This window comes from Saccharopolyspora antiqui, from assembly GCF_052246905.1.
GTDB lineage: Bacteria > Actinomycetota > Actinomycetes > Mycobacteriales > Pseudonocardiaceae > Saccharopolyspora.
Genome location: NZ_JBQQBO010000013.1, coordinates 39,289 through 60,425, shown reverse-complemented (window position 1 = coordinate 60,425; position 21,137 = coordinate 39,289). Strand labels below are relative to the sequence as shown.

Here is a 21,137-nt window from a genome sequence, read left to right as displayed (position 1 = left end):
CGATTCCAGAGTGTTGCGAAAAGACCGTTCGAGGGCTTGATTGATCAGGTCTACGCGGCCAAAGTTCACCTGGACGGGTGCAGCTGAAAGCCGGGGGGCACGAGCGACACCCGCATCGACGTAGTACTGAGGCTGGGAGGGGCCGACGTGGCGGCGCGCGAAACCGATCTGCTGTGTCACGAACTACTGCTTCGACTCGCTGGTCGGTTGCCCGACCGGCACCTGTGGCGCTACCGCGACTGGCTGGCTGGCGACGCCGCCGACGTGGTCGCCAGGCTGCTGCCGGGCAGCCTCGTCCGAGAGCGCATCGCGCTCGACGACGCCGAACACCGACTGCTCTCCCACGCGCTGCTGCCGCGGGGCGCCGACCCCGCGATGGTCAACGCCGTGCTGCCCGCGGACCCCGACACCGCGCCGCGGTACGCGTTCAGCACCGAAGGACCCGCGGACGCCGGCAGCGACTCCGGGGCACTGGTGCTCGGCGCCACGCTGCGCGGTCGGTCGGGGGTCCGCGAAGTGCGCAGCAGCTGGCGCAGCGGCGAGGACAGCGCACCGAAGCGGGTCGTGCTGGTGACCGCCTCCGCCGACGTCGTCAGCCTCACCGGGGAGATCCAGCGCGTCCTGCGGGCGCTCGGCGAACTCGATCCCTGCGTCGAGGTTCTCCCGCCGGACCTGGAACCGACCGAGTACCACCACACCGCGCTCGACGAGTCGGTGCTGGTGTGCACGGGAGCTGAAGAACTTGCCGCCCGCCGATGAGCGGCGGACATCCGTGAAGGAGGCGTGCGTGGTGGACGTGGCTGAGGGCGCCGGACCAGTGGACCGGCTGCACAACCTCTTGCTGGCCATGACCGGACGGGTGGACGACGACGGGATCGACTCCGCCCGGGAACTGCTCGGCATCGGCCAACCGGACGCCGCAGCCGAGTTCCTCGCCGGCTGCCTGCTGGCTGGCCGGATCCCGGTGACCTCGAACGAGCAGTACCACCTGCGCCGTGTGCTCGATGAGACCCGGTCGGTGCACAACCTGGCGGACCGGCTGGAAGTGGTGGACTCGGTGCCGCCCGAGGAGCACCGGTTCGGCGAGCCGCACGAGGCCGACGACGATCTGGTGGCGGCGCTGGGCTCGATCACCGGGCGGCTGCAGGGTGTGCGCGGCCTGTGGTGCGCTTCGCGGACCACGCCGGCGGGGGCCAGCTATGCGGCCGTGCCGCAGCGCATCCTGCTCGCCGAGGTCGGTTCGGACGGCTCCACCTCGGCGGTGGCCTACCAGCTGATCGAGGCGCTGCGGCGGGCGGGCGTCAACTGCTCGGTCGAGGTCTTCGACAGCGGCGCTGAGCTGCCCGAATACCACCGGGACGCGCTCGCGGCGGCACACCGGGTGCGCCTGAAGTTATCCGACCAGCAGAGCGCGCCAGCGATCGCCGACCGCCGGTACAGCGCACCCGCCGAGGAGGCGCAGCGCCCGGCGCCGCGGGAGGAGCCGAAGCGACCCGCGGCGCAGGCGGAACCGAAGCGGCCTGCCGAGGAGCAGCGCGCGGCGGAGCCGCAGCGCCGGGAGCGTCCGGTGGCGGAGAACCCGGCGGAGCCGGAGCGTTCGCCCCGGCAGCCCGCGCAGCCGACGGCGGCGCAAGCCGCTGCGCCGGAGGCGAGCAGCATGCGGGTGCCGCCAGCGGTCGATGCGAAGCTGACCGACCGCGAACGCAACCTGCTGCGCAAACTGCACGAGGAACTAGCGCAGCGCGAGCAAGACCGGTCCGGACCCCGGCGGTCGGGCGGCGAGGACGGCTGGACGTCGACCATGCCGGGCGGCACCGGCGGATTCCCGCCGATCGGTGCGGCCCCGGCCAACAACCAGGCCTACACCCCGCAGCAGCAGCGTTCCTGACGCCGACCGGCCCGTACCGCGCGAAGCCGCGTCCTGCTGCTTTCGCTGCGAGCACGGGATCGCGCATCACGGGGTGTCATGCTGCCTGCCGGACGTCGGCGAGGAGCTGTTGCAGGTGCAGGCCGCGGCGCACGTCGCAGGGATGCTCCAGGTGCCCGTCGCGGATCATCGCGAGCAGGTCGTCGAGCATGCGCGCGTAGCACTCCCGCGCCGCCGTTCGGCGACCGACGAGCGGTGCGTGCCCGTGCTGGCCGTACGCGGCGAAGTCGACCACCGACGGCTGCACCGGCATCCGCAGCGACAGCGTCAGGGTGCTCGTCGCGCCCCCGGCGTGGCCGAACACGATCTGCCAGAGGTCGTCGTCGCCGCGGTGCGCGTAGTGCACCACCTCGATCTGGCCGAGGGCGGCGTCGAGCAAGTCGATCGCATGCGGGCCTGCGTCGATCAACGCGCCTTCCTGCTGCCGCCACTCGGACGCGGCGTAATCGCCTGCCAGCAGGCCGCCCGCCAGCCACCGCCCGGTGCCGCCCTGCCAGCCGCCGACCTCTCGCAAACCCGCCAACCAGTCCTGGACCTCGGGCGCGTACCGGCGGGTGAGCATCAACAGGGCCGCCACCCCGGCGTCGTCCACCGCCTGGACGATCTCGCGCGCGCCAGCCGGATCGGCGGCCAGCGGCTTCTCCAGGACCAAGTGCTTGCCCGCCCGTGCCGCCTGCGGCGCGAACTCGGCCTGCACCGCAGGCGGCACCGCGAACGCCACCGCGTCAACGGATTCCAGCAGTTCGTCGAAGCCGTCGGCGACGGTGGCCCGGTACGGCTCGGCGAAGGTCTTGGCCGCATCCGGCCGCCGCGCCCACACCGCCGCCAACCGCGTCGCTGGATGTGCGTACAACCCCGGGCCGTGCACCCGGTGGGCCCAGGGACCGGCTCCGACCACGCCGACCCGAAGTACTTCCTCCATGCCGCCATCGTGCGTTGCCGCACTGCGGTTCCTGCGGTTGGGGGGTCCGACAGCGCCGATCGGGCCGGTGCGACGGTGCGCCCTCCGCGGGATCCGGCATACATGATGTCGGGGATCCCGGAGTCGAGATCGCCCGGGGTGCGGGGTGTCCCCGCACAGGCACTGCCCGAGGTTCCGCTACCCGCACCGCAAAGCAAAAGAGTTAAGACAGGCTTTGAACCACTTTCTTGCGGCTTTCCGGCATAGGGTGGCTCGCATGGTTTTGCTGCCCGAAGACCGGTCCTTGCCAACGGGATTCGTGCCCGAGACGCCTCCTCAGCAAGTGGTCGAGCCGAAGGACGCGGCCACCGTGATGCTGCTCCGCGACGGTGCGGCGGGGCTGGAGGTGTTCCTGCAACGTCGGGTGAAGGGCATGCCGTTCGCGGGTGGCATGACCGTCTTCCCCGGTGGCGGCGTCGATCAGCGCGACGCGGACACCTCGGTGTCCTGGAGCGGACCGGACGCGGCCTGGTGGGCCGACCGGTTCGACTGCTCGCCGGAGTTGGCGCGTGCGCTGGTCTGCGCGGCAGTGCGCGAGACGTTCGAGGAATCCGGCGTGCTGCTGGCCGGGCCGGACTCCTCGACCGTGGTCGGCGACACCTGCCGGTACGCCGAGGCGCGCGCCGGGCTGGTCTCCCGCGAGCTGTCGCTGGCCGAGTTCCTCGCCGACGAAGGTCTGGTACTGCGCGCCGACCTGCTGCGCCCGTGGGCGGACTGGGTGACCCCGGAGCGCGAGCCGCGTCGCTACGACACCCGGTTCTTCCTGGCCGCGATGCCGGTCGGGCAGCGGGCCGACGCGGTCACCTCGGAGGCGGCCGAGGCGTACTGGGCCACCCCGGAACAGGCGCTGGAGGACTTCCGGCAGGGCCGCTGCCACTTGCTGCCGCCGACCCAGGTCACGTTGGGCGAGCTCGCCGAATGCGCCAGCCTGTCGGCCGCACTGGCAGCCGAGCGGGTTCTGGACAAGATCACGCCGAGGCTGGTGCGGCGGAACAACCGGTGGCACGCGCTACTACCGGGCGACCCAGGATTCGAGGAGGCGAAGTGATGGAGCACCCCGCCTACGGTGCGCTTCGCCCGGTCACCCGGTACGCGTCGGTGCTGCTGGCGCAAAACCCGTCGCCGATGACGTTGGAAGGCACCAACACCTGGGTGGTGCGCGAGCCGGATTCGGGCGACTGCGTGGTGATCGATCCTGGTCCGGCCGATGCCGAACACCTGCGCCTGGTGGCTGACCACGGTCCGGTGTCGCTGGTGCTGCTCACCCACCACCACAGCGACCACACCGGAGGCGTCGCGCGGTTCGCGGAGCTGACCGGGGCACCGGTGCGGGCATTGGATCCCGCGCTGTGCCGGGGCGCGGAAGCGCTCCGCGACGGCGAGATCGTCAAGGCCGGTGGCGTGCAGCTGCGCGTGATCGCCACCGCGGGCCACACCGCCGACTCGGTGTGCTTCGTCGCGGAGCACGACGAACCGGCGGTGTTCACCGGCGACAGCGTGCTCGGCCGGGGGACGACGGTCGTCGCGCACCCCGACGGTCACCTGGGCTCCTACCTCAAGTCCCTGCGGCTGCTGGCCGAGCTGCCGACCGGTCTGCGGGTGCTGCCCGGCCACGGCCCGGAACTTCCCGACGTCCGGGCGATCGCGGCGGCCTACCTGGAGCACCGCGGGCAGCGGCTCGACCAGGTCCGCGCGGCCATCCGCGAGCAGGGGCCGAACACCACACCGCGCCAGGTGGTGGAGGTCGTGTACGTCGATGTGGACCGCTCGGTGTGGCCCGCCGCCGAACTCACCGTGCAAGCCCAACTCGCCTACCTGCGCGAACAGGGCGAGCTCAGCTGAGCGAAGCGGAACTCCCATCCGGCGGTTCCAGCCGAGAGCCCCGGAATACATGAGTCGCGGATCGGCGTCCGAGTCCCGTCTTTGAAGTGGCCGTGTCGGGCCGACCGCCGCGGGTGGGGGGGATTTCGTGCGAAATCGCCGTTTCCCGAAGGAAAGCTCTCAGGAGCCCTTGGGCATGAGCACGTAGTGCAGGTCGGCGCCCGTTGGGTCGGGTTCGGCGCCGGTGAGCACCGTCGAGCGGCGCGTGCCGGAGCGCAGCCCGATGCGGACGGTTCGCGCGCCGAAGGCCTGCAACGCATCGGCGAGGTATCGGGGCTGGTAGGCGGTGGTGAAGCGGTCACCGCGCACGGTCGCCTTCACCGCCTCCTCGGCCTCGCCGAACTGCGGGTCCATCGCGCGCACCCGGACCTCGCCGTCGCCGACGTCCAACAGCACCGTGCCCTGCGCCCCGGCGAACGGCGTGACGCGCCGCACCGCGCCGCCGAGGTCGGCCGCGGCGATGTCCACTGCGCCGTCGAAGGCGTCCGCGAGGTGCCGCTGCTCGTTGGGGAACGGCGCGTCCAGCACCGTGCTGCTGACCTCGGCCGACGGCCAGCTCATGCCCACCCGGTCGGCGTCGGCGTGCAGCACGACCTCGGGGCCGTCGGCCTGCTTGGCGAGCTCCATGAGCAGGTTCGCGGGTACCAGCACGTCGAGCTCGTCGACTTCGGGATGCCACGGCAGGCTCACCACGGCCATCCGGAACCGGTCGGTGCCGACGAGGACGAGTCGATCACCGCGCTGCCTGACGTGCACCCCGGTGAACACCGGCAGGGCATCGTCGCGGGACGCGGTGGCCGCCGCGACCGCGGCCAGCGGCAGCAACGCGCTGTCCAGCGCTCCGACGCGCGGCGGAGCGTCGCGCACCCCGGGGTGCGCGAGCAGGTCGAGCAGCGGGAGCGCGAAGCGCGCGTTCGGCGTGCGCAGCGCGAGCTTGCGGCCTTCGACAACCAGCCGGACCTCCGGGCTGTCGAGGTTGCGCAGCGTCTCGGCGAAGGGGCGGGCTGGCACGAGCACCTGCCCGTCGGTGTGCGCGCGAGCCGCGCGGCGCAGCCGGATGCCGCGTTCCCGATCGGTGCCCGCGAGCACCACACCGTCCGCGGTGGCCTCGACGAGGATGCCGCTGAGCACTGGGTCGAGCACCCGTCCCGGCAGCAGTCGAACAAGATCGGCCGCTGCGTGCGCCAACGTGCGGGTCGGTGCGGTGACATCAAGATCCATGCTCGGCACGCTAGCCACGCACCCCGACACGACAGGTGCTCAGACGCCAGCGAGGGAGACGTCGTGGCGGGATGACGCGGGGATGAGCGTGCGGCGGCGCAGCCACAGCGCCACCGCGACCGCCACGCCGAACGCGCTCGCGACCAGGAACGCCGCAGGAGGTCCGCTGAGCTCCACCAGCTGGCCGCTGATCGATTGGCCCACCGCTGAGCCCAGCGTCACCGCGGTGATCACCCAGCCGAACGCCTCGGTGGCGGTGCCCTTCGGTGCGGCGATCTCGATGGCCACCGAGTGCGCGGTGGACTGCGGCGTGATCAGACTGCCCGCCACCAGCAACGCCAGGCACAGCCCCCACAGCGTGCTCGGCACGGCCAGCAGCGTGATCAGGGCGGCGAAGCCGAACAGCAGGGCGGGCAGCCGCAGGTGCATCGGCCGCGGCCACGGGCGCAGCCCGTAGACGATTCCGACGGCCACCGAACTGACCGACAGGACGCTCAGCAGCAGGCCACCGGCGGTGGCGTGTCCCGCTTGCACGGCTGCGGCGGGCACCCCGACCTCGATGAAACCGATCAGGATGCCGAAGCCCAGCGCGGCGAGCGCTACGGTCCGCATCCCCGGACTGGCGATCGCGCCGAGCAGGCTGCCGTCGGCGCGCTCGGTGGGCTGCGGGCGGTGACCGCGGGCGGCGGGCGTGGTGGCGAAGCCGACGCTGCCGATGATCATGCACGTGGCGCCGACCACCACGCCGGTCCCCGGCCACGGCATGGCGACCAGCAGTCCGGCCAGGCCCGGACCGAGGATGAAGAAGACCTCCATGCTGATCGCCTCGTACGAGTAGGCGGCCTCCCTCGCCGAGCCCGGCGGTAGCAGCCGACCCCACAGCGCCCGCGAGGCGGACCCCACCATCGGCTCGCTGACCCCCACCAGGAACGCCAGCGCGGTCAGCAGCAGGACCGGGGCGTGCGCTTCGATGGCCACCACCTCGACGGCCACCAGGCCCGCGAACGTCCCGGACATCACGAGCAACGGCACGGTCGGCCCGACCCGGTCCATCACGCGTCCCTGCACGACCGAGCCGCACGCGACGCCGATCAGCGCACCCGCGGAGACCAGCCCTGCGGCCGCGAACGAACCGGTCTCGCGCTGCACGTACAGCATCAGGGCGAGACCGATCATCGCGATCGGCAGTCGGCCCAGCAGCGAAGTGATGACGGGCCCGCGGGCGCCGGAGGTGGTCAGGGCGGTGCGGTAGTCGGTCAGCGACATGGATTGGGACACGTGAACCAGTATCCGGATTGTGGTACGGCAGTACCAACAGGTTTAAGGTAATTCAGCTCACGAAACGAAAAAGAGGACCTTCTACCCGGTCCGCTCTCCAGAGATTCGAGGCACACTCGGAGCAGACGGTTACCCAATCCGGGTGAAGTCTGCAACCGGCGTGTGGGTAGCTTCGTCCTGGAAGGTGAGAGGGCTTGCTAGCAGTGCCAACTGTTCAGCATGGTTGAGGAGAACGCTTTCCTCTGGTGCTTAGGATTCGGGGCCGACGCATCGGAGGATCGGGGGAGCGTGGTTGGTCGTCGGGGGACGAACCACGCACATGTGAAGGGGCTGGAGCGCCGCGTCGGGGGCGGCGCCCAGCCTCTTCACATGCCATCTGTATCTCTGGGCCAGCGGGCCTCAGCAGGAGCTGCCGCCACCGCCGTCCCCGCCGCCGCTGAAGCCACCCCCACCGCTGTCGCCGCAGCTGAAGCCACCCCCACCGCTGTCGCCGCAGCTGAACCCGCCACCTGAGTCGGTGTAACCACCCGACGAATCCCCGCTGTAGCTGCTGCCGTACCAGGACGCGCTGGAGCCGTGCCGGGCGCGCCCGGGCTTGTGCAAGGTTGCTGCGACCCCGAGCACGACCACCACGAAGATCACGAAGATGATGAACGCCGTCATCGGTTCAGCCCCTCCAGTTGTCGGGTACTCGATCACGAGTTTGACACCCGGAGGCTGCCGCGGGTTCCCGTTCGGACCCGAAACGTGGCAGAAGCTCAGTCACTGCCGCTGGTCGAGGGGTTGCTCCGCGCACGAAAACGCGCGTCGACTGAAGAGCCCGGGATGTTGCCCCGGACCCGTCGGCCGACGCGCGTCAACCAACTCGCGGCGTCGCTGCTCGCGTCAGCGAGCGCGGCGGGCCAACCGCTCCGGATCGAGGATGAGCACGCTCTTGCCCTCAAGCCGCAGCCAGCCGCGGTGCGCGAAGTCTGCCAGGGCCTTGTTCACGGTCTCCCGCGACGCGCCGACGTACTGCGCGATCTCTTCCTGCGTCAGGTCGTGGGTGACCCGCAGCAGTCCGGCCTCCTGGCTGCCGAAGCGCTGTGCGAGCTGCAGCAGCGCCTTGGCAACGCGGCCCGGCACATCGGTGAAGATCAGGTCGGCCAGCATGCCGTTGGTCCGGCGCAGCCTGCGCGCGACCACCCGCAGCAGCTGCTCGGCGATCTCCGGGCGAGTGCCGATCCACTGCCGCAGCGCCGAGCGGTCCATGCTCAGGGCGCGCACCTCGGTGACCGTCGTCGCCGTCGACGTGCGCGGCCCGGGGTCGAAGATGGACAGCTCGCCGAACATGTCCGACGGCCCCATGATCGCCAACAGGTTTTCCCGGCCGTCCGGGGATTTGCGTCCGAGCTTCACCTTGCCGGACTGAATGATGTAGAGCCGGTCGCCCGGCTCGCCCTCGGCGAAGATCACGTGTCCACGCGGGAACTCCACCGGTTCCAGCGATTGGGCCAGTGCCTCAGCCGCGGCCGGTTCAACGCCCTGGAAGATGCCGGCCCGGGCCAGTGTCTCGTCCACCTCGTCCCTCCATGTTGAGACGCGGCGGCTGCCTGTGGTGCCGGACCCGCGACTGCGAATCTAGCGGTGTGCCGCCGATCACTACCAGTAATTCTAAGACTGGTCGCGGGAACGGCGAGTACGTAGCCTACCGGCGCGTCCCACCCTGCGTAGCTGGAACAACTCCAGCGCGCGTCCAATGCCTTGCCGGAACAGCGCCCGCACCTCGTCGGGGCGAGCGTTCTCCAACAACTCCTCCACCTCGTTCTCCTGCACCGCCACGTGCCGCAGGCGGGCTTCCACGCGCTCCATGAAGAGCGTGAAGAACATGATCACGAGCGGTACGACGATGACGAACCAGGCAGCCATCATGAATTGAATCCTCGCTCATACCTTCGGGGTGGGTGCAACCGGGGGTGGGTTCCCCGGCGAGCGTGACAGTGCGGCCACCTTCCGTGTCGATCGGGTCCGTAGTCTGGTGGGGTGTCGCAGGTGGCTGGAAACAAGCGGAAGAACACTGCCGGGCCGGGCGCGGGCGGGGAGTCCCGGCTAGGCCTCGTCCGGCGGGCGCGCCGGATGCTTCGGGCCTTGGGCGAAGCTTATCCGGATGCGCACTGCGAGCTGGATTTCGACACTCCACTGCAACTCGCGGTCGCCACGATCCTGTCCGCCCAGTGCACCGACAAGCGGGTCAACGAGGTCACTCCGGCCCTGTTCAAGCGGTATCCGACGGCCGCCGACTACGCCGCGGCCGACCGCACCGAGCTGGAGGAGATGATCCGCTCGACCGGGTTCTTCCGGAACAAGGCGGCATCGCTGATGGGGCTGGGCGCGGCCCTGGTCGACAAGCACGGTGGCGAGCTGCCGGAGCGGCTGGACGCGCTGGTCAAGCTGCCCGGCATCGGGCGCAAGACGGCCAACGTGATCCTCGGCAACGCCTTCGACGTACCGGGCATCACGGTGGACACCCACTTCGGACGGTTGGTCCGGCGCTGGGGCTGGACGGCGGAGGAGGACCCGGTCAAGGTCGAGCACGCGATCGGTGAGCTCATCCCCCGCAAGGAGTGGACGATGCTGTCGCACCGCGTGATCTTCCACGGTCGGCGTGTCTGCCACGCCCGCAAGCCCGCCTGCGGGGCCTGCCTGCTGGCCAAGGACTGCCCGTCCTACGGGCTGGGGCCGACCGAACCGGTCGAGGCGGCCAAGCTGGTGCGCGGTCCGGAGACGCCGCGACTGCTGGCGCTGGCCGGTGTGGTCGACGAGGTCCCGGAGGAGACCATCGAGCAGGCTGCCGCCAAGGAGCCGGTGGCGTGAACCTGCGCGCCTACCGGAACGAGATCCGCTGGACCATCGTGGTAGTGGTGCTCGCCGTGGTGGGCGTGGTGGCGCTGTGGCCGCGCGGGTCCGACCAGCAGGCCGACAGCGCGGCTTCGGGCCCGCCCCCGGTGGCGAGCCGGGTCGTCGACCCCGCGCAGCGCGCCGCGGCGGCGCTGCAACCCTGCCCGGCGGCCGACGGCGCCCCGGCGCAGTTGGCCGGAGCGACCGGCAGCTGCCTGGCCGACGGTCGACCTGTCGATGTCGGCGCGGCCGTCGCCGGTGCGCCGACGCTGATCAACGTCTGGGCGACCTGGTGCGGGCCGTGCCGCACCGAGCTGCCCGCGTTGCAGGCCTACAGCACGCAGCCGGGTGCGGTCCGGGTGCTGGGGGTGCAAGTCCAAAGCGATCCGGCGGATGGTCTTGACCTGCTGCGCGGCCTGGGCGTTCACTTCCCCAACGTGCATGACGGGGAAAGTCGCGTCGGGGCCGCGCTCAAAGTGCCCAACTTCCTTCCGGTCAGCTACCTGGTGACCGCCTCCGGCGAGGTGCGCCGCATCGATCCACCGGTCGCGTTCGAATCTCCGGACGAGGTTCGGGCCGCGGTCCAGCGCACTTCGGGAGACGGCCGGTGAACCCGGCAACCGGGCCGCTGGTCGATCCGGCGGAACTACCCGACTGGCTGCAAGCGCTGGTCAAGCGGTCCGCCGACCTTGATCCAGGACACTTCGGCTGGCCCCGCGCGCGACCGCCGGCGGATGCCCGCCCGGCCGCCGTGCTGGTGCTCTTCGGCGAGGGGCCCGACGGCCCGGACGTGCTGCTGCTGCGTCGCGCCGACGGGCTGAACTCGCATCCGGGCCAGGTCGCCTTCCCCGGTGGCTCGCTCGACGATGCCGATCGCGGACCGGTCGATGCCGCGCTGCGGGAAGCCGTCGAAGAGGTGGGGTTGCGGCCGGAAGGTGTTCGGCCGGTCGCGACCCTGCCGGAACTGCACGTGGCGCACAGCGGCTTCCGGGTGACCCCGGTGCTCGCGCACTGGGTCGAGCCGTCTCCGGTCGCGCCGGTCGATCCCGGCGAGACGGCGGCGGTGGCCCGGGTGCCGATCTCCTGGCTGACCGATCCGGCGAACCGGCTGCGGGTGGAGCTGGGCGGTCGGCAGCCGAGCCCGGCGTTCCTGGTGCCCGGCATGCTGGTGTGGGGCTTCACCGGCGGCCTGCTCGCCGGCCTGCTCGACCTGGCCGGCTGGTCGCGCAGTTGGAACCGCGCCGACGTGCGAGAACTCGACGAAGCCTGGCGGGCCGCCGAGGAGGCCGACGACATCGGCTTCGGACGTGCCTGAGCGGTCTGAGAGCCTGCGGGGGGTCAAGCAGCTGCGAAGGCGGAATGGGACCGTGGGGTGCGGGCTGATCGTCGGCGGGAAGAGGTGAGCGGGTGAACTGGGTCGACCTGCTGGTGGTGCTGCTGGCACTGCTCGCCGCGGTTTCGGGGGCGCGGAGTGGCCTGGTCACCGCCCTGTTCTCGTTCCTGGGCGTGTTCGTCGGCGCGGTCGTGGGTCTGAAGGTGGCGCCGCTGCTGCTGGACCGCCTGGACAGCCCGGTCGCCCGCCTCGCCTTCGGTGTCGGGATCGTGGTGCTGCTGGTCGCCTTCGGCGAGACGTTCGGCATGTGGGCGGGGCGGGAGCTGCGGGACCGGATCACCTCCCCGAAGCTGACCGGAGCCGACAACGCGCTGGGCGCGGTCCTGCAGTTCCTCGCGGTGCTCGTGGTGGCGTGGCTGATCGCGCTGCCGTTCACCTCCGCGTCCGCGCTGCCCGGCCTGGCCGCCGCGATAAGCCGGTCCAAGGTGCTGAGCACGGTGAACTCGGTGATGCCAGCCTCGGCCCAGGCGTTGCCGAACGACCTGCGGGAAATGCTGGGCGTATCCGGTTTTCCGGAGGCGCTGGAGCCGTTCTCGGAGACCCCGGTCGCCGAGATCGCGCCCCCGAACATGTCGCTGGCCACCAGCGAAGCGGTCCGCGACGCGCGGACCAGCGTGGTCAAGGTCCGTGGTCGTGCGACGTCCTGCGCGCGGGCGCTGGAGGGCACCGGGTTCGTGATCTCGCCGCATCGAGTGATGACCAACGCGCACGTGGTCGCGGGCACCGACCGGGTCGCGATCGAGATCGGCCGCGGCGAGTTCGACGCGGAGGTCGTGCTGTACCAGCCGGACGTGGACATCGCGGTGCTGGCGGTGCCGGATCTGGACGCGGACGCGATGTCCTTCGCGCCGGGTACCGCGAGTCCCGGCAGCGATGTGGTCGCGCTGGGCTATCCGCTGGACGGGCCATACACCGCCTCGGCGGGCCGCGTCCGGGAGCGGATCAGGCTGCGCGGACCGGACATCTACGACGCGAGCACCGTGGTCCGGGACGTCTACACGGTGCGCGGCAAGGTCCAGAGCGGAAACTCCGGTGGGCCGCTGATCGACCCGAGCGGCAAGGTGGTCGGCGTGGTCTTCGGCGCGGCGGTCGACGATCCGGAAACGGGCTTCGCGCTCACCGCCGAAGAAGTGTCCAGCGAGGTGGCGGCAGCGCCCGGCCTCGACAGCCCGGTTTCCACCGGTTCCTGCACCGACTGACGGCGAACCGGCGGGACGTCAGGCCGAAGCCGGGGTCTGCTCGTCGGCGGCGTGGTGGCGCTTGGCGATCTGCTTGGTGTCCTTGAGGGTTTCGATCGTTCGCTTCGGGGCGCGGATCTTGCGCACCCGCAGGAAGCCGAGCAACGCCAGCAGGCCCGCCGCCAGCAGCATCACCAGGAACACGATGCCGAAGGCCGCCCACCGCCACAGGCCGAGTTGCGCCAGCCCTTCGGCGAGCGTGAAGAACAGGAAGAACAGGCTGAAGCCGAGCACGGTCAGCGCGAGGACGAAGAAGACGCTGCCCTTGAGGGCCTTCTTCACCTCACCGGCGAGCTCGGTCTTGGCCAGCTCCATCTCGGACCTGACCAATGTGGACAGATGCGTCGTGGCATCGCGGACCAGCGCGCCGATGGACTGCCCGTCGGGAGCAGTGCCCTCCTCGGACAGCGGGATGGACGTGACCGCAGTCCACCCCGCACCGTCACGGCTGCCGTTGGTGCTCTTCTGGGCGCTGTTCACATGCCCATCGTGCCACGCGCGATCAGCGCGCGGCCCGGCGACTCGCGGTGCGTTACCCGCGAGTGACCCGCCGGAGACCGAAGAACTCGCCGCCGCACCAATGCCGGATGCCAGCCCGGGCGGCGCAGGAGACGACGTCGAGGTGAAGGGCACCTTTTACCAAGTAAGTTGGCGAAAGGTGCCCTTCACTCCTCACTCGGACGGCGAACGGGAGGGGTTCGCGCCGCGACGGGAACGAAAGCGGCGGCAGGCGCTGAACGTGTTGTCGCTGGGGCTGCGGTCAATCGGCGGGTTATGAATCGGTCGTTGCGGCCTCGTCGCCGTTTCTGAGCTTCCGGCCGCGGCGCAGCAGCACCGCGGCGGCGAGCAGCGACGCGATGGCGGAGGCGATCAGCACCGCGGCCTTGGCGCGCTCGGCGGCGGCGCCCGCCAGCGACAGGTCGGCGATCAGCAGGCTGACCGTGAAGCCGACGCCGCCGAGCATCGCCAGCGCCGCCATGTCGCGCCACCTGACCGATTCCGGTTTCGCCCCGATGCCCAACTTCACCGCGATGAACGAACTGCCGAAGATGCCGGTCAGCTTGCCGACGACCAGGCCGACGATGATCGCGATCGCGACCCGGTCCGCGCCGAGCGCGCCGAGCGCTTCGCCGTTCACCGGCACCCCGGCGGCGAAGAACGCGAACATCGGCACGATGAGCCCGGCCGACCAGGGCTGCAGCCGGTACTCCAGCCGCATCGCCGGTGAGGCGGGCTCGTGCGGGTCGCGCTTGACCCGGGTGAGCAGCCCGAGCGCCACCCCGGCGATGGTGGCGTGGATGCCGCTGGTGTGCACCGCCACCCAGGCGGCCACCGCGAGCGGCACGTACAGCCACGGGCTGGTGATCCGCTTGTGTTGCAGGTACCAGTACACCGCGCAGAGCACGATCGCCGCGAGCAGGGCGAGCACGCTGAGCCCGTCGGTGAACAGCACCGCGATCACGATGATCGCGCCCAGGTCGTCGACCACCGCCAGGCTGAGCAGGAAGACCCGGGCCGCGGTCGGCATCCAGGAGCCGGTCAGCGACAGCACGCCCAGCGCGAAGGCGATGTCGGTGGCCACCGGGATCGCCCACGCGGCGTGCGCGCCAGGAGCGCCGTGGCCGATCGCGAAGGCGAGCAGCGCGGGCACGATCATGCCGCCGATCGCGGCGATCACCGGGAGCAGCGCGTTCTTGCGGTTGGACAGTTCGCCGACCACGAGTTCGCGCTTGAGCTCCAGTCCCGCGACGAAGAAGAAGATCGCCAGCAGGCCGTCCTTGGCCCAGTTGCCGATGGTCAGGTCGAGGTGCAGGAAGCGCGGTCCGAGTTGGAAATCGCGCACCGCGTCGTAGAACTGCGACAGCGGGGAGTTCGCCAGGATCAACGCGACGGCGGTGGCGGCCAGCAGCACCAGGCCGCCGACGGTCTCGGTCCGCAGGTAGGCGCCGAAGTCGAACGTTCGAGCCGAACGGGTGGGCTTCGCGGTTCGGGGCTGGTTGCGGGAGGCTTTGGACACGGCGGCTCCGATCGAGGGCAGAACGGACTACTACGCCGACCAGACTTCCCGGCACACCTTTGACACGACTCTAACATCCGATCCGCAGTTGATTGCGAAAGCAAATTGACCGGTGCCTGTGTTTCCCCAGGTCACAACGGTTATTCCGGAAAGACCAGATGAAAGAATCACAGCCGCCTGCTGCCGTGCGCAACGAAAGGCGGCGCCCTCCCGGTCGGGAAGGCGCCGCCGCGTGGTACCTCGATCAGTCGTCGCTGGAGGAGCTCAACCCCCTGGAGATGAGGTCCATGACCGAGGAGTCGGCGAGCGTGGTGACGTCGCCGACCTCGCGGTTCTCCGCGACATCGCGCAGCAGGCGGCGCATGATCTTGCCGGAACGGGTCTTGGGGAGTTCCGGCACGACCATGATCTGCCTGGGTTTGGCGATCGGGCCGATCTCGTGGGAGACGTGGTCGCGCAGTGCCTTGAGCGCGGCCTCGCCGCTGGCGGCGTCGCCGACCCCACCGCGCAGGATGACGAAGGCGACGATGCCCTGGCCGGTGGTCGGGTCGCTGGCGCCGACGACCGCGGCTTCGGCGACGTTGGGGTGCGAGACCAGGGCGGATTCGACCTCGGTGGTGGAGATGCGGTGCCCGGAGACGTTCATGACGTCGTCCACCCGGCCCAGCAGCCAGATGTCGCCGTCGTCGTCGTACTTGGCGCCGTCCCCGGCGAAGTAGAAGCCCTTGTCGGCGAACTTCGACCAGTAGGTGTCGCGGTAGCGCTCGTCGTCGCCCCAGATGCCGCGCAACATCGACGGCCAGGGCTTGTCCAGCACCAGCAGCCCGCCACCGCCGTTGCCGACCTCGGTGCCGGTCTCGTCGACGACCTTCGCCGAGATGCCCGGCAGCGGGGCCTGCGCGGAGCCGGGTTTGGCGGTTGTGACGCCGGGCAGCGGCGAGATCATGATCGCGCCGGTCTCGGTCTGCCACCAGGTGTCCACGATCGGGGTCCGGTTGCCGCCGATGCTCTCGCGGTACCAGATCCAGGCCTCGGGGTTGATCGGCTCACCAACGCTGCCCAGCACCCGCAGCGACGACAGGTCGTACTTCGCCGGGATGTCCGCGCCCCACTTCATGAAGGTGCGGATCGTGGTGGGCGCGGTGTAGTAGATCGTCACCCCGTACTTCTGCACGACCTCCCAGTGGCGGCCTTCGTGCGGAGCGTTGGGGGTGCCCTCGTAGATCACCTGGGTGGCGCCGTTGGCCAGCGGCCCGTAGACGATGTAGCTGTGCCCGGTGACCCAGCCGATGTCCGCGGTGCACCAGTACACGTCCGACTCGGGATTGAGGTCGAAGACGTTGTAGTGCGTGTAGGCGGCCTGGGTCAGGTAGCCGCCGGAGGTGTGCAGGATGCCCTTGGGCTTCCCGGTGGTGCCCGAGGTGTAGAGGATGAACAGCGGGTGCTCGGCGTCGAATGCCTCCGGGGTGTGCACGTCCGGCTGGCCCTCGACGACGTCGTCCCACCACTTGTCGCGCTCGGCGTTCCAGTCGACCTCGGTGGCGGTGCGCTTGACCACCACCACGTGCTCGACGCTGGGGGTGTCGGCGACGGCTTCGTCCACATTGGACTTCAGTGGCATCGCCTTGCCGCGCCGGTACTGCCCGTCGCAGGTGATGACGACCTTCGCCGCGGCGTCGTTGATCCGGGTCCGCAGCGCTTCCGCGGAGAAGCCGCCGAAGACGACGCTGTGCATCGCGCCCAGGCGGGCGCACGCCAGCATCGAGAACACCGCCTCGGGCAGCATCGGCAGGTAGATCGCCACCCGGTCGCCGGCGCCGACGCCGAGCGAGGCCAGCGCGTTGGCGGTGCGGGACACCTCCCGCTGCAGTTCCGCGTAGGTGATCGTGCGGGTGTCGCCGGGCTCGCCCTCCCAGTGGATGGCGACCCGGTCACCGTTACCGGCTTCGACGTGCCGGTCCACGCAGTTGTAAGCGACGTTGAGCTTGCCGCCGACGAACCATTTCGCGAACGGGGCGTTGGACCAGTCCAGAACCTGGTTCCACTTGGTTTCCCAGTGCAGGCGTTCCGCCTGCTTCGCCCAGAACGCCTCCCGATCAGCGTCCGCTTCCGAATACAGCGCCGACGTGGCGTTCGCCTGCGCCGCGAATTCCTCGGACGGCGGGAATGTCCTGCTTTCGGTGAGCAGGTTGTCGAGCGTGTTGCTGTGCCCGTCGGGCTGGCTCATTACCGAGAACCTCCCTGGTGATTGGGTCGCCAGTGCTGGTGCCCGCGATGATGACCGGCGCCTGGCGCCGGTGATAAGGGCTTCATTGCGAACCGTAGTGCGATTGGGCTCACGGCAACAGAGGGTTCGATCAAATGGTTTAGACCAATCCGGCATACGGTTCGAAATTGCCGCGCTGGGCAGGGCCGCAGCGCGGTCACTGTGTCACATGTCGCAGCCCAGGCAGGCGGCGGGGGGAAGACCGGCCGGTAGCGTCGTCGGGCGTGGACGACAAGCCCTCGCTGGCGCCGCTGCTGGAGTTGGAAGGCGTCGCCGACGCCGTGACCGCGGCCCGCGCGGCCATCGACGAGGTGCACCGGCACCCGGCGAACCGGCGCGGCTGGGCCGCCACGGCGGCGGAAGCATCGGTGCGCGCCGCCCGCGCGTCGGCGGCCGTCGCCGGTGGTGCGGCCGAGATCCCGGAATCAGGTGACGTCACCGACCCGTTGCTGGCCGGATCGCTGCGGATCGCCGAGGCGATGGGCGCACTGCTGCCCACCTGGCAGCGCGCGCCGCGACAGGCGCTGGCCCGGATGCACGTGCTCGCGGCGGCCGACCTGGTCGACGATCCGCAGCAGCTCGGGCGCCCGCAGGCCGACCCGGTGATCGCCGAGCGGCTCGACCTGCTCGCCGAGCTCATCACCGATCGCGAGGACCCGGCGCCCGGCCCGGTGCTGGCCGCGGTCGTGCACGGTGAACTCCTCGCGTTGCAGCCCTTCGGCACCGCCGACGGGGTGATCGCGCGGGCCGCGGCGCGGCTGAGCGTGATTGGCAGCGGATTGGACCCCAAGGGGCTGGTGGTGCCGGAGGTCGCCTACTTCCGACGGCAGGAGGAGTACGCCGAGCTGGCCCTCGGCTTCGCCACCGGAGATCCCGACCAGGTCGCGGCCTGGATCGTGTACTGCTGCAAAAGCCTGGAAATCGGAGCGCGGGAGGCGGGGTCCATCGCCGACGCGGTCCAGTAGAGCTGACGCGTGCTCTGCTGGGCGCAGCTCGATTTGTTAACTGTCCGAGAATGATCCCGGAGAATGGTCTCAGTGAAAAAGGGGTTGGGTGCGGTGAAGAAAGTTCTGATCGACTGTGATCCCGGAATTGATGACGCGCTCGCTTTGGCGTTGGCGCACGGGAATCCGGAGCTGGAGGTCGTCGGCGTGACGACCGTCGGGGGCAACGTCGAGCTGGAGCACACCACCGACAACGCCCTGCGGCTGCACGACTTCTACGGCATGGACGTCCCGATCGCGCGCGGCGCGGGTCGGCCGCTGGTGCGCGAGCCGTTGACGGCTGGGGACGTGCATGGCAACACCGGCCTCGGCGACGTGCTGCTGCCCGAGCCGAAATCGAAGCTCAGCGACCAGCACGCGGTCGACTTCATCATCGACACCCTGGCCGCCGCACCCGGCGAGATCAGCCTGATCGCGATCGGACCGCTGACCAACATCGCGCTCGCGTTGCGCAAGGAACCGCGGATCACCGAGTGGGCGGCGGAATTCGTCATCATGGGCGGTTCCTACACCCGGGGCAACAGGAATCCGGCCGCCGAGTTCAACATCATCGCCGACCCGGAGGCGGCGGCGGTGGCGTTCGGCGCGCCATGGCGGACGGTCATGGTCGGGCTGGACCTGACCCACCAGGCACGGGCGAACGCGACGGTGCGGGAGCGGTTCGCCGACCTCGGCCGACTGGAGACCGAACTGGTCACGCCGTGCCTGGACTTCTACGGCCAGCACATCAGCTACCGCGACGAGGGCCCGGCGATCCACGACGCCTGCGCGATCGCCTACGTGATCGACCCGAGCCTGATCCAGACGGTGTCAGCCCGCGTCGACGTCGAAACGCAGGGCCGGTTCACCTCCGGCATGACGGTCACCGACTTCCGAGCCCCGGCCGACCAGCACAACGCCGACGTGGCCACCACTCTCGACGTGGATCGCTTCTGGACCCTGATGACAGGCGCCCTCCGCAACGTGGCCGACCGCCTCCCGGACTGATCGGGCTCAGCGCCTCGCGGGTGCCCCGCCCCCGCGAGGCGCTATCGCTTCGCGAGGGTGTGCAGGGCATCGCGGACGTGGCCGTCGGAGACCGCCAGAGCCGCCGCCGCCTGCTCCACGTCGACACCGGTCAGCAGGTGCACCAACGCGGTCTTGAGATCACCGTCGGCCGCGGTCAGCGCCGCCGCGCAGGTGTCCGCCGGGGCGCTGGTCGCCTCCTGCAGGATGCCGATGGTGCGACCGCGCAGCTTCGCGTTGGTGGCGAGCATGCTGACCATCAGGTTCGAGTAGGTCCGCCCCATCCGGATCATCACCGCGGTGGAGAACGAGGTGAGCACCAGCTTCTGCGCGGTGCCCGCCTTCATCCGGGTCGAACCGCTGATCGGTTCCGGTCCGGTGTCGACCGCGATCACCACATCGGCCGGGGTGTCCACGACATCGGGGTTGGACGTCACCAGGCCGGTGCTCGCCCCGAGCTGCCGCGCGGCGTCCAACGCGGCCAGCACGTACGGGGTGCGCCCGGAGGCGGCCAGCCCGAGCACGAAGTCCAGACCGGTGGCGGCCGCGCGGATCGTGGCGGCACCGGATTCGACGTCGTCCTCGGCGTTCTCCACGGCGTGCTGGAACGCGTCGGTCCCACCCGCCTGGTGCGCGATGATCCAGTCCGGCGGCACGTTGAAGGTCGGGATCAGCTCGGCGGCGTCCAACACCGCGAGCCGCCCGGAGGTACCCGCACCGACGTAGTGCACCCGCCCACCGGCGCGCAGCGATGCGACGGCCATGTCCACGGCTTGGGCCAGTTCCGGCAGCACCCGGCCGACCGCCACCGGCACGGTCCGGTCCTCGCTGTTGAGGACGTGCAGGATGTCCAGGGTCGGCAGCAGGTCGATGTCCCTGGTCCTGGGGTTGTTGCGTTCGGTTGGAGCGTCCACGCGCACCGCGCGATCCCGGCTCATCACGCCTCCTGCTGCTGTTGCGGGGAAATCTGGTCGGCGTGCCGGTAGCGGTCGCGCATCACGTCTCCTTCTGCCGCCGGCGGTCCGGTCGGCTGCCGAGCCGGTGGCCGCCCACCGCTTCGTAGGTGGCCTCCAACGCCGACTTGGCCTGTTCCAGGTGGCGTTGCGCGACACCGATGAACAGGCAGTCGATCACGGTGAGCTGGCCGATGCGGCTGGCCATGGCGCCGGAGCGGTAGGTGGTCTCGCGCACCGCGGTGGTCAGCACGTGATTGGCGACCTCGGTGATCGGAGAACGCGCGAAGTTCGTCAGCGCGGCCGTGGTGGCACCGCGTCGACGCGCCTCGCGCAGCGCCTCGACGGTCTCAGCGGTGGCGCCGGTGTGCGAGATGCCGATGGCCACGTCGCCCTCGCGCAGCACCGCGGCTGAGGTCAGCGCGTTGTGCGTGTCGGACCAGGCGAAGCAGGTCAGGCCGATGCGGTGCAGCTTCTGCTGCAGGTCGAGTGCGACGAACGCGCTGGCGCCGACGCCGTAGACGTCGATGCGGCGGGCTTGGGCCACGTCGTCGACGAGCCGCTGCAGGACCACCGGGTCCAGCTGGTCCGCGGTTTCCTCGACGGCCTTGGCGTCGGCGTAGCCGATCTTCTCGATGATCTGCCCGATGTCGTCGTCGGGGGCGATGTCGCTGCCCAGTTCGCGATCGCGGGTGGAGGTGCGGGCGGTGTCGGCGGCCAGGGCGATGCGCAGGTCCGGATAACCGCCGACGCCGATCGCCTTGCAGAACCGGGTGACGGTCGTCTCGCTGGTGCCGGCGGCCTCAGCCACCTCGGTGATGCTGCGCCGGGCGATCGAGGCGGGTTCGGCGAGCACGATGTTGGCCACGCGTTGCTCCGCTCGGGCGAGGCCGGGCAGCAGGGAACGAATCTTGACGAGCGGGCTCGCCTCGCCCGATTCGTGGAACGTGTCGTCAGTGGCCATGTGGGAAACTTACTAACCATTGCTTGCGCAGGTCAATGGGCCTCTTCCGGGTTTCCTTCGGTTAGACGGGGCAACTTCATACCCAGGTTGCATCCCAACCCAACTACTCCGAAAGGGGTAATTGGCCATCAGGTAGTGCGTCGATGCATTTC

General features: G+C 70.3%; 21 protein-coding genes. 10 read left to right on the top strand and 11 right to left on the bottom strand.

From position 1 onward, the window contains the following. Positions 1 to 147: 147 nt before the first annotated feature. Together ACTWQN_RS20885 and ACTWQN_RS20880 are read left to right on the top strand one after the other, a co-directional pair. Positions 148 to 759, top strand: a complete 612-nt coding sequence (locus tag ACTWQN_RS20885) for a hypothetical protein (RefSeq protein ID WP_443205205.1) — start codon at positions 148 to 150, stop codon at positions 757 to 759. 28 nt (positions 760 to 787) lie between these two features. After that, positions 788 to 1,888, top strand: coding sequence for a hypothetical protein (locus tag ACTWQN_RS20880; protein ID WP_443205204.1), 1,101 nt, complete (start codon positions 788 to 790; stop codon positions 1,886 to 1,888). Between the two features lie 76 nt (positions 1,889 to 1,964). On the opposite strand, the gene ACTWQN_RS20875 is transcribed toward ACTWQN_RS20880, so the two are convergent. Continuing rightward, positions 1,965 to 2,849 carry a Gfo/Idh/MocA family protein gene (locus tag ACTWQN_RS20875; RefSeq protein ID WP_443205203.1) on the bottom strand — a complete coding sequence of 295 codons (885 nt, stop codon included), beginning with the start codon at positions 2,847 to 2,849 and terminating at the stop codon, positions 1,965 to 1,967. 256 nt (positions 2,850 to 3,105) lie between these two features. Here ACTWQN_RS20875 and ACTWQN_RS20870 point away from each other — a divergent pair, with 256 nt between their 5' ends. Together ACTWQN_RS20870 and ACTWQN_RS20865 are read left to right on the top strand one after the other, a co-directional pair. Next, positions 3,106 to 3,936, top strand: coding sequence for an NUDIX hydrolase (locus ACTWQN_RS20870; protein WP_443205202.1), 831 nt, complete (start codon positions 3,106 to 3,108; stop codon positions 3,934 to 3,936). Then, complete coding sequence (locus ACTWQN_RS20865) at positions 3,936 to 4,730, top strand: MBL fold metallo-hydrolase (protein WP_443205351.1); 795 nt, start codon at positions 3,936 to 3,938, stop codon at positions 4,728 to 4,730. The genes ACTWQN_RS20870 and ACTWQN_RS20865 overlap by 1 nt, the downstream gene beginning before the upstream one ends. 159 nt (positions 4,731 to 4,889) lie before the next feature. On the opposite strand, the gene dnaN is transcribed toward ACTWQN_RS20865, so the two are convergent. The 5 genes from dnaN to ACTWQN_RS20840 all read right to left on the bottom strand — a co-directional run bounded on the left by dnaN (position 4,890) and on the right by ACTWQN_RS20840 (position 9,176). Beyond that, positions 4,890 to 5,990 (bottom strand): DNA polymerase III subunit beta, encoded by a 1,101-nt coding sequence (dnaN, locus tag ACTWQN_RS20860; RefSeq protein ID WP_443205201.1) that lies wholly within the window; start codon positions 5,988 to 5,990, stop codon positions 4,890 to 4,892. A gap of 39 nt (positions 5,991 to 6,029) precedes the next feature. Further along, entirely contained in the window at positions 6,030 to 7,256 is a 1,227-nt protein-coding gene (locus ACTWQN_RS20855) for an MFS transporter (RefSeq protein ID WP_443205350.1), read from the bottom strand. Between the two features lie 411 nt (positions 7,257 to 7,667). Then, the gene (locus ACTWQN_RS20850) at positions 7,668 to 7,931 is read right to left on the bottom strand and encodes a hypothetical protein (protein WP_443205200.1); all 264 of its coding nucleotides are present in this window, start codon (positions 7,929 to 7,931) and stop codon (positions 7,668 to 7,670) included. 222 nt (positions 7,932 to 8,153) lie between these two features. After that, positions 8,154 to 8,828, bottom strand: coding sequence for a Crp/Fnr family transcriptional regulator (locus ACTWQN_RS20845; RefSeq protein WP_093156348.1), 675 nt, complete (start codon positions 8,826 to 8,828; stop codon positions 8,154 to 8,156). Positions 8,829 to 8,921: 93 nt separating this feature from the next. Beyond that, the gene (locus ACTWQN_RS20840) at positions 8,922 to 9,176 is read right to left on the bottom strand and encodes a hypothetical protein (RefSeq protein WP_029535541.1); all 255 of its coding nucleotides are present in this window, start codon (positions 9,174 to 9,176) and stop codon (positions 8,922 to 8,924) included. A gap of 207 nt (positions 9,177 to 9,383) precedes the next feature. On the opposite strand from ACTWQN_RS20840, the gene nth reads away from it, so the two are divergent. From nth to ACTWQN_RS20820, 4 genes are all read left to right on the top strand, one after another. Further along, positions 9,384 to 10,121, top strand: coding sequence for an endonuclease III (gene nth, locus ACTWQN_RS20835; protein WP_443205349.1), 738 nt, complete (start codon positions 9,384 to 9,386; stop codon positions 10,119 to 10,121). Further along, on the top strand, positions 10,118 to 10,756 hold the full coding sequence (locus tag ACTWQN_RS20830; protein WP_443205199.1) for a TlpA family protein disulfide reductase: 639 nt from the start codon (positions 10,118 to 10,120) through the stop codon (positions 10,754 to 10,756). The genes nth and ACTWQN_RS20830 overlap by 4 nt, the downstream gene beginning before the upstream one ends. Next, positions 10,753 to 11,460 carry an NUDIX hydrolase gene (locus ACTWQN_RS20825; protein WP_443205198.1) on the top strand — a complete coding sequence of 236 codons (708 nt, stop codon included), beginning with the start codon at positions 10,753 to 10,755 and terminating at the stop codon, positions 11,458 to 11,460. Before ACTWQN_RS20830 ends, ACTWQN_RS20825 begins: the two co-directional genes overlap by 4 nt. Before the next feature lie 92 nt (positions 11,461 to 11,552). Then, positions 11,553 to 12,737, top strand: a complete 1,185-nt coding sequence (locus ACTWQN_RS20820) for a MarP family serine protease (RefSeq protein WP_443205197.1) — start codon at positions 11,553 to 11,555, stop codon at positions 12,735 to 12,737. Positions 12,738 to 12,755: 18 nt separating this feature from the next. Here the strand turns inward: ACTWQN_RS20820 and ACTWQN_RS20815 are convergent, their stop codons facing one another. The 3 genes from ACTWQN_RS20815 to acs form a co-directional block, all read right to left on the bottom strand. After that, positions 12,756 to 13,256 (bottom strand): phage holin family protein, encoded by a 501-nt coding sequence (locus ACTWQN_RS20815; RefSeq protein ID WP_443205196.1) that lies wholly within the window; start codon positions 13,254 to 13,256, stop codon positions 12,756 to 12,758. 292 nt (positions 13,257 to 13,548) lie between these two features. Then, entirely contained in the window at positions 13,549 to 14,793 is a 1,245-nt protein-coding gene (gene nhaA / locus ACTWQN_RS20810) for a Na+/H+ antiporter NhaA (RefSeq protein ID WP_443205195.1), read from the bottom strand. A 244-nt stretch (positions 14,794 to 15,037) separates the two neighbouring features. Next, positions 15,038 to 17,020 (bottom strand): acetate--CoA ligase, encoded by a 1,983-nt coding sequence (acs, locus tag ACTWQN_RS20805; RefSeq protein ID WP_443205194.1) that lies wholly within the window; start codon positions 17,018 to 17,020, stop codon positions 15,038 to 15,040. 263 nt (positions 17,021 to 17,283) lie between these two features. Here acs and ACTWQN_RS20800 point away from each other — a divergent pair, with 263 nt between their 5' ends. Beyond that, positions 17,284 to 18,024: a Fic family protein gene (locus tag ACTWQN_RS20800; RefSeq protein ID WP_443205193.1), complete on the top strand. Its 741-nt coding sequence runs from the start codon at positions 17,284 to 17,286 to the stop codon at positions 18,022 to 18,024. A gap of 93 nt (positions 18,025 to 18,117) precedes the next feature. Beyond that, complete coding sequence (locus tag ACTWQN_RS20795; RefSeq protein WP_443205192.1) at positions 18,118 to 19,050, top strand: nucleoside hydrolase; 933 nt, start codon at positions 18,118 to 18,120, stop codon at positions 19,048 to 19,050. Positions 19,051 to 19,091: 41 nt separating this feature from the next. Here ACTWQN_RS20795 and murQ read toward each other — a convergent pair whose 3' ends face one another. Next, on the bottom strand, positions 19,092 to 20,006 hold the full coding sequence (murQ, locus tag ACTWQN_RS20790; protein WP_443205191.1) for an N-acetylmuramic acid 6-phosphate etherase: 915 nt from the start codon (positions 20,004 to 20,006) through the stop codon (positions 19,092 to 19,094). Between the two features lie 58 nt (positions 20,007 to 20,064). Further along, a complete protein-coding gene (locus ACTWQN_RS20785) occupies positions 20,065 to 20,985 on the bottom strand; it encodes a MurR/RpiR family transcriptional regulator (RefSeq protein ID WP_443205190.1) in 921 nt (306 codons plus the stop codon). Positions 20,986 to 21,137: the final 152 nt, after the last annotated feature.

Coding starts and splice junctions, on each gene's coding strand:
- ACTWQN_RS20875 (WP_443205203.1), bottom strand. CDS start 2,849: ATGGAGGAAGTACTTCGGGTCGGCGTGGTCGGAGCCGGTCCCTGGGCC.
- ACTWQN_RS20870 (WP_443205202.1), top strand. CDS start 3,106: ATGGTTTTGCTGCCCGAAGACCGGTCCTTGCCAACGGGATTCGTGCCC.
- ACTWQN_RS20865 (WP_443205351.1), top strand. CDS start 3,936: ATGGAGCACCCCGCCTACGGTGCGCTTCGCCCGGTCACCCGGTACGCG.
- dnaN (WP_443205201.1), bottom strand. CDS start 5,990: ATGGATCTTGATGTCACCGCACCGACCCGCACGTTGGCGCACGCAGCG.
- ACTWQN_RS20855 (WP_443205350.1), bottom strand. CDS start 7,256: ATGTCGCTGACCGACTACCGCACCGCCCTGACCACCTCCGGCGCCCGC.
- ACTWQN_RS20850 (WP_443205200.1), bottom strand. CDS start 7,931: ATGACGGCGTTCATCATCTTCGTGATCTTCGTGGTGGTCGTGCTCGGG.
- ACTWQN_RS20840 (WP_029535541.1), bottom strand. CDS start 9,176: ATGGCTGCCTGGTTCGTCATCGTCGTACCGCTCGTGATCATGTTCTTC.
- nth (WP_443205349.1), top strand. CDS start 9,384: ATGCTTCGGGCCTTGGGCGAAGCTTATCCGGATGCGCACTGCGAGCTG.
- acs (WP_443205194.1), bottom strand. CDS start 17,020: ATGAGCCAGCCCGACGGGCACAGCAACACGCTCGACAACCTGCTCACC.
- murQ (WP_443205191.1), bottom strand. CDS start 20,006: ATGAGCCGGGATCGCGCGGTGCGCGTGGACGCTCCAACCGAACGCAAC.
- ACTWQN_RS20785 (WP_443205190.1), bottom strand. CDS start 20,985: ATGGCCACTGACGACACGTTCCACGAATCGGGCGAGGCGAGCCCGCTC.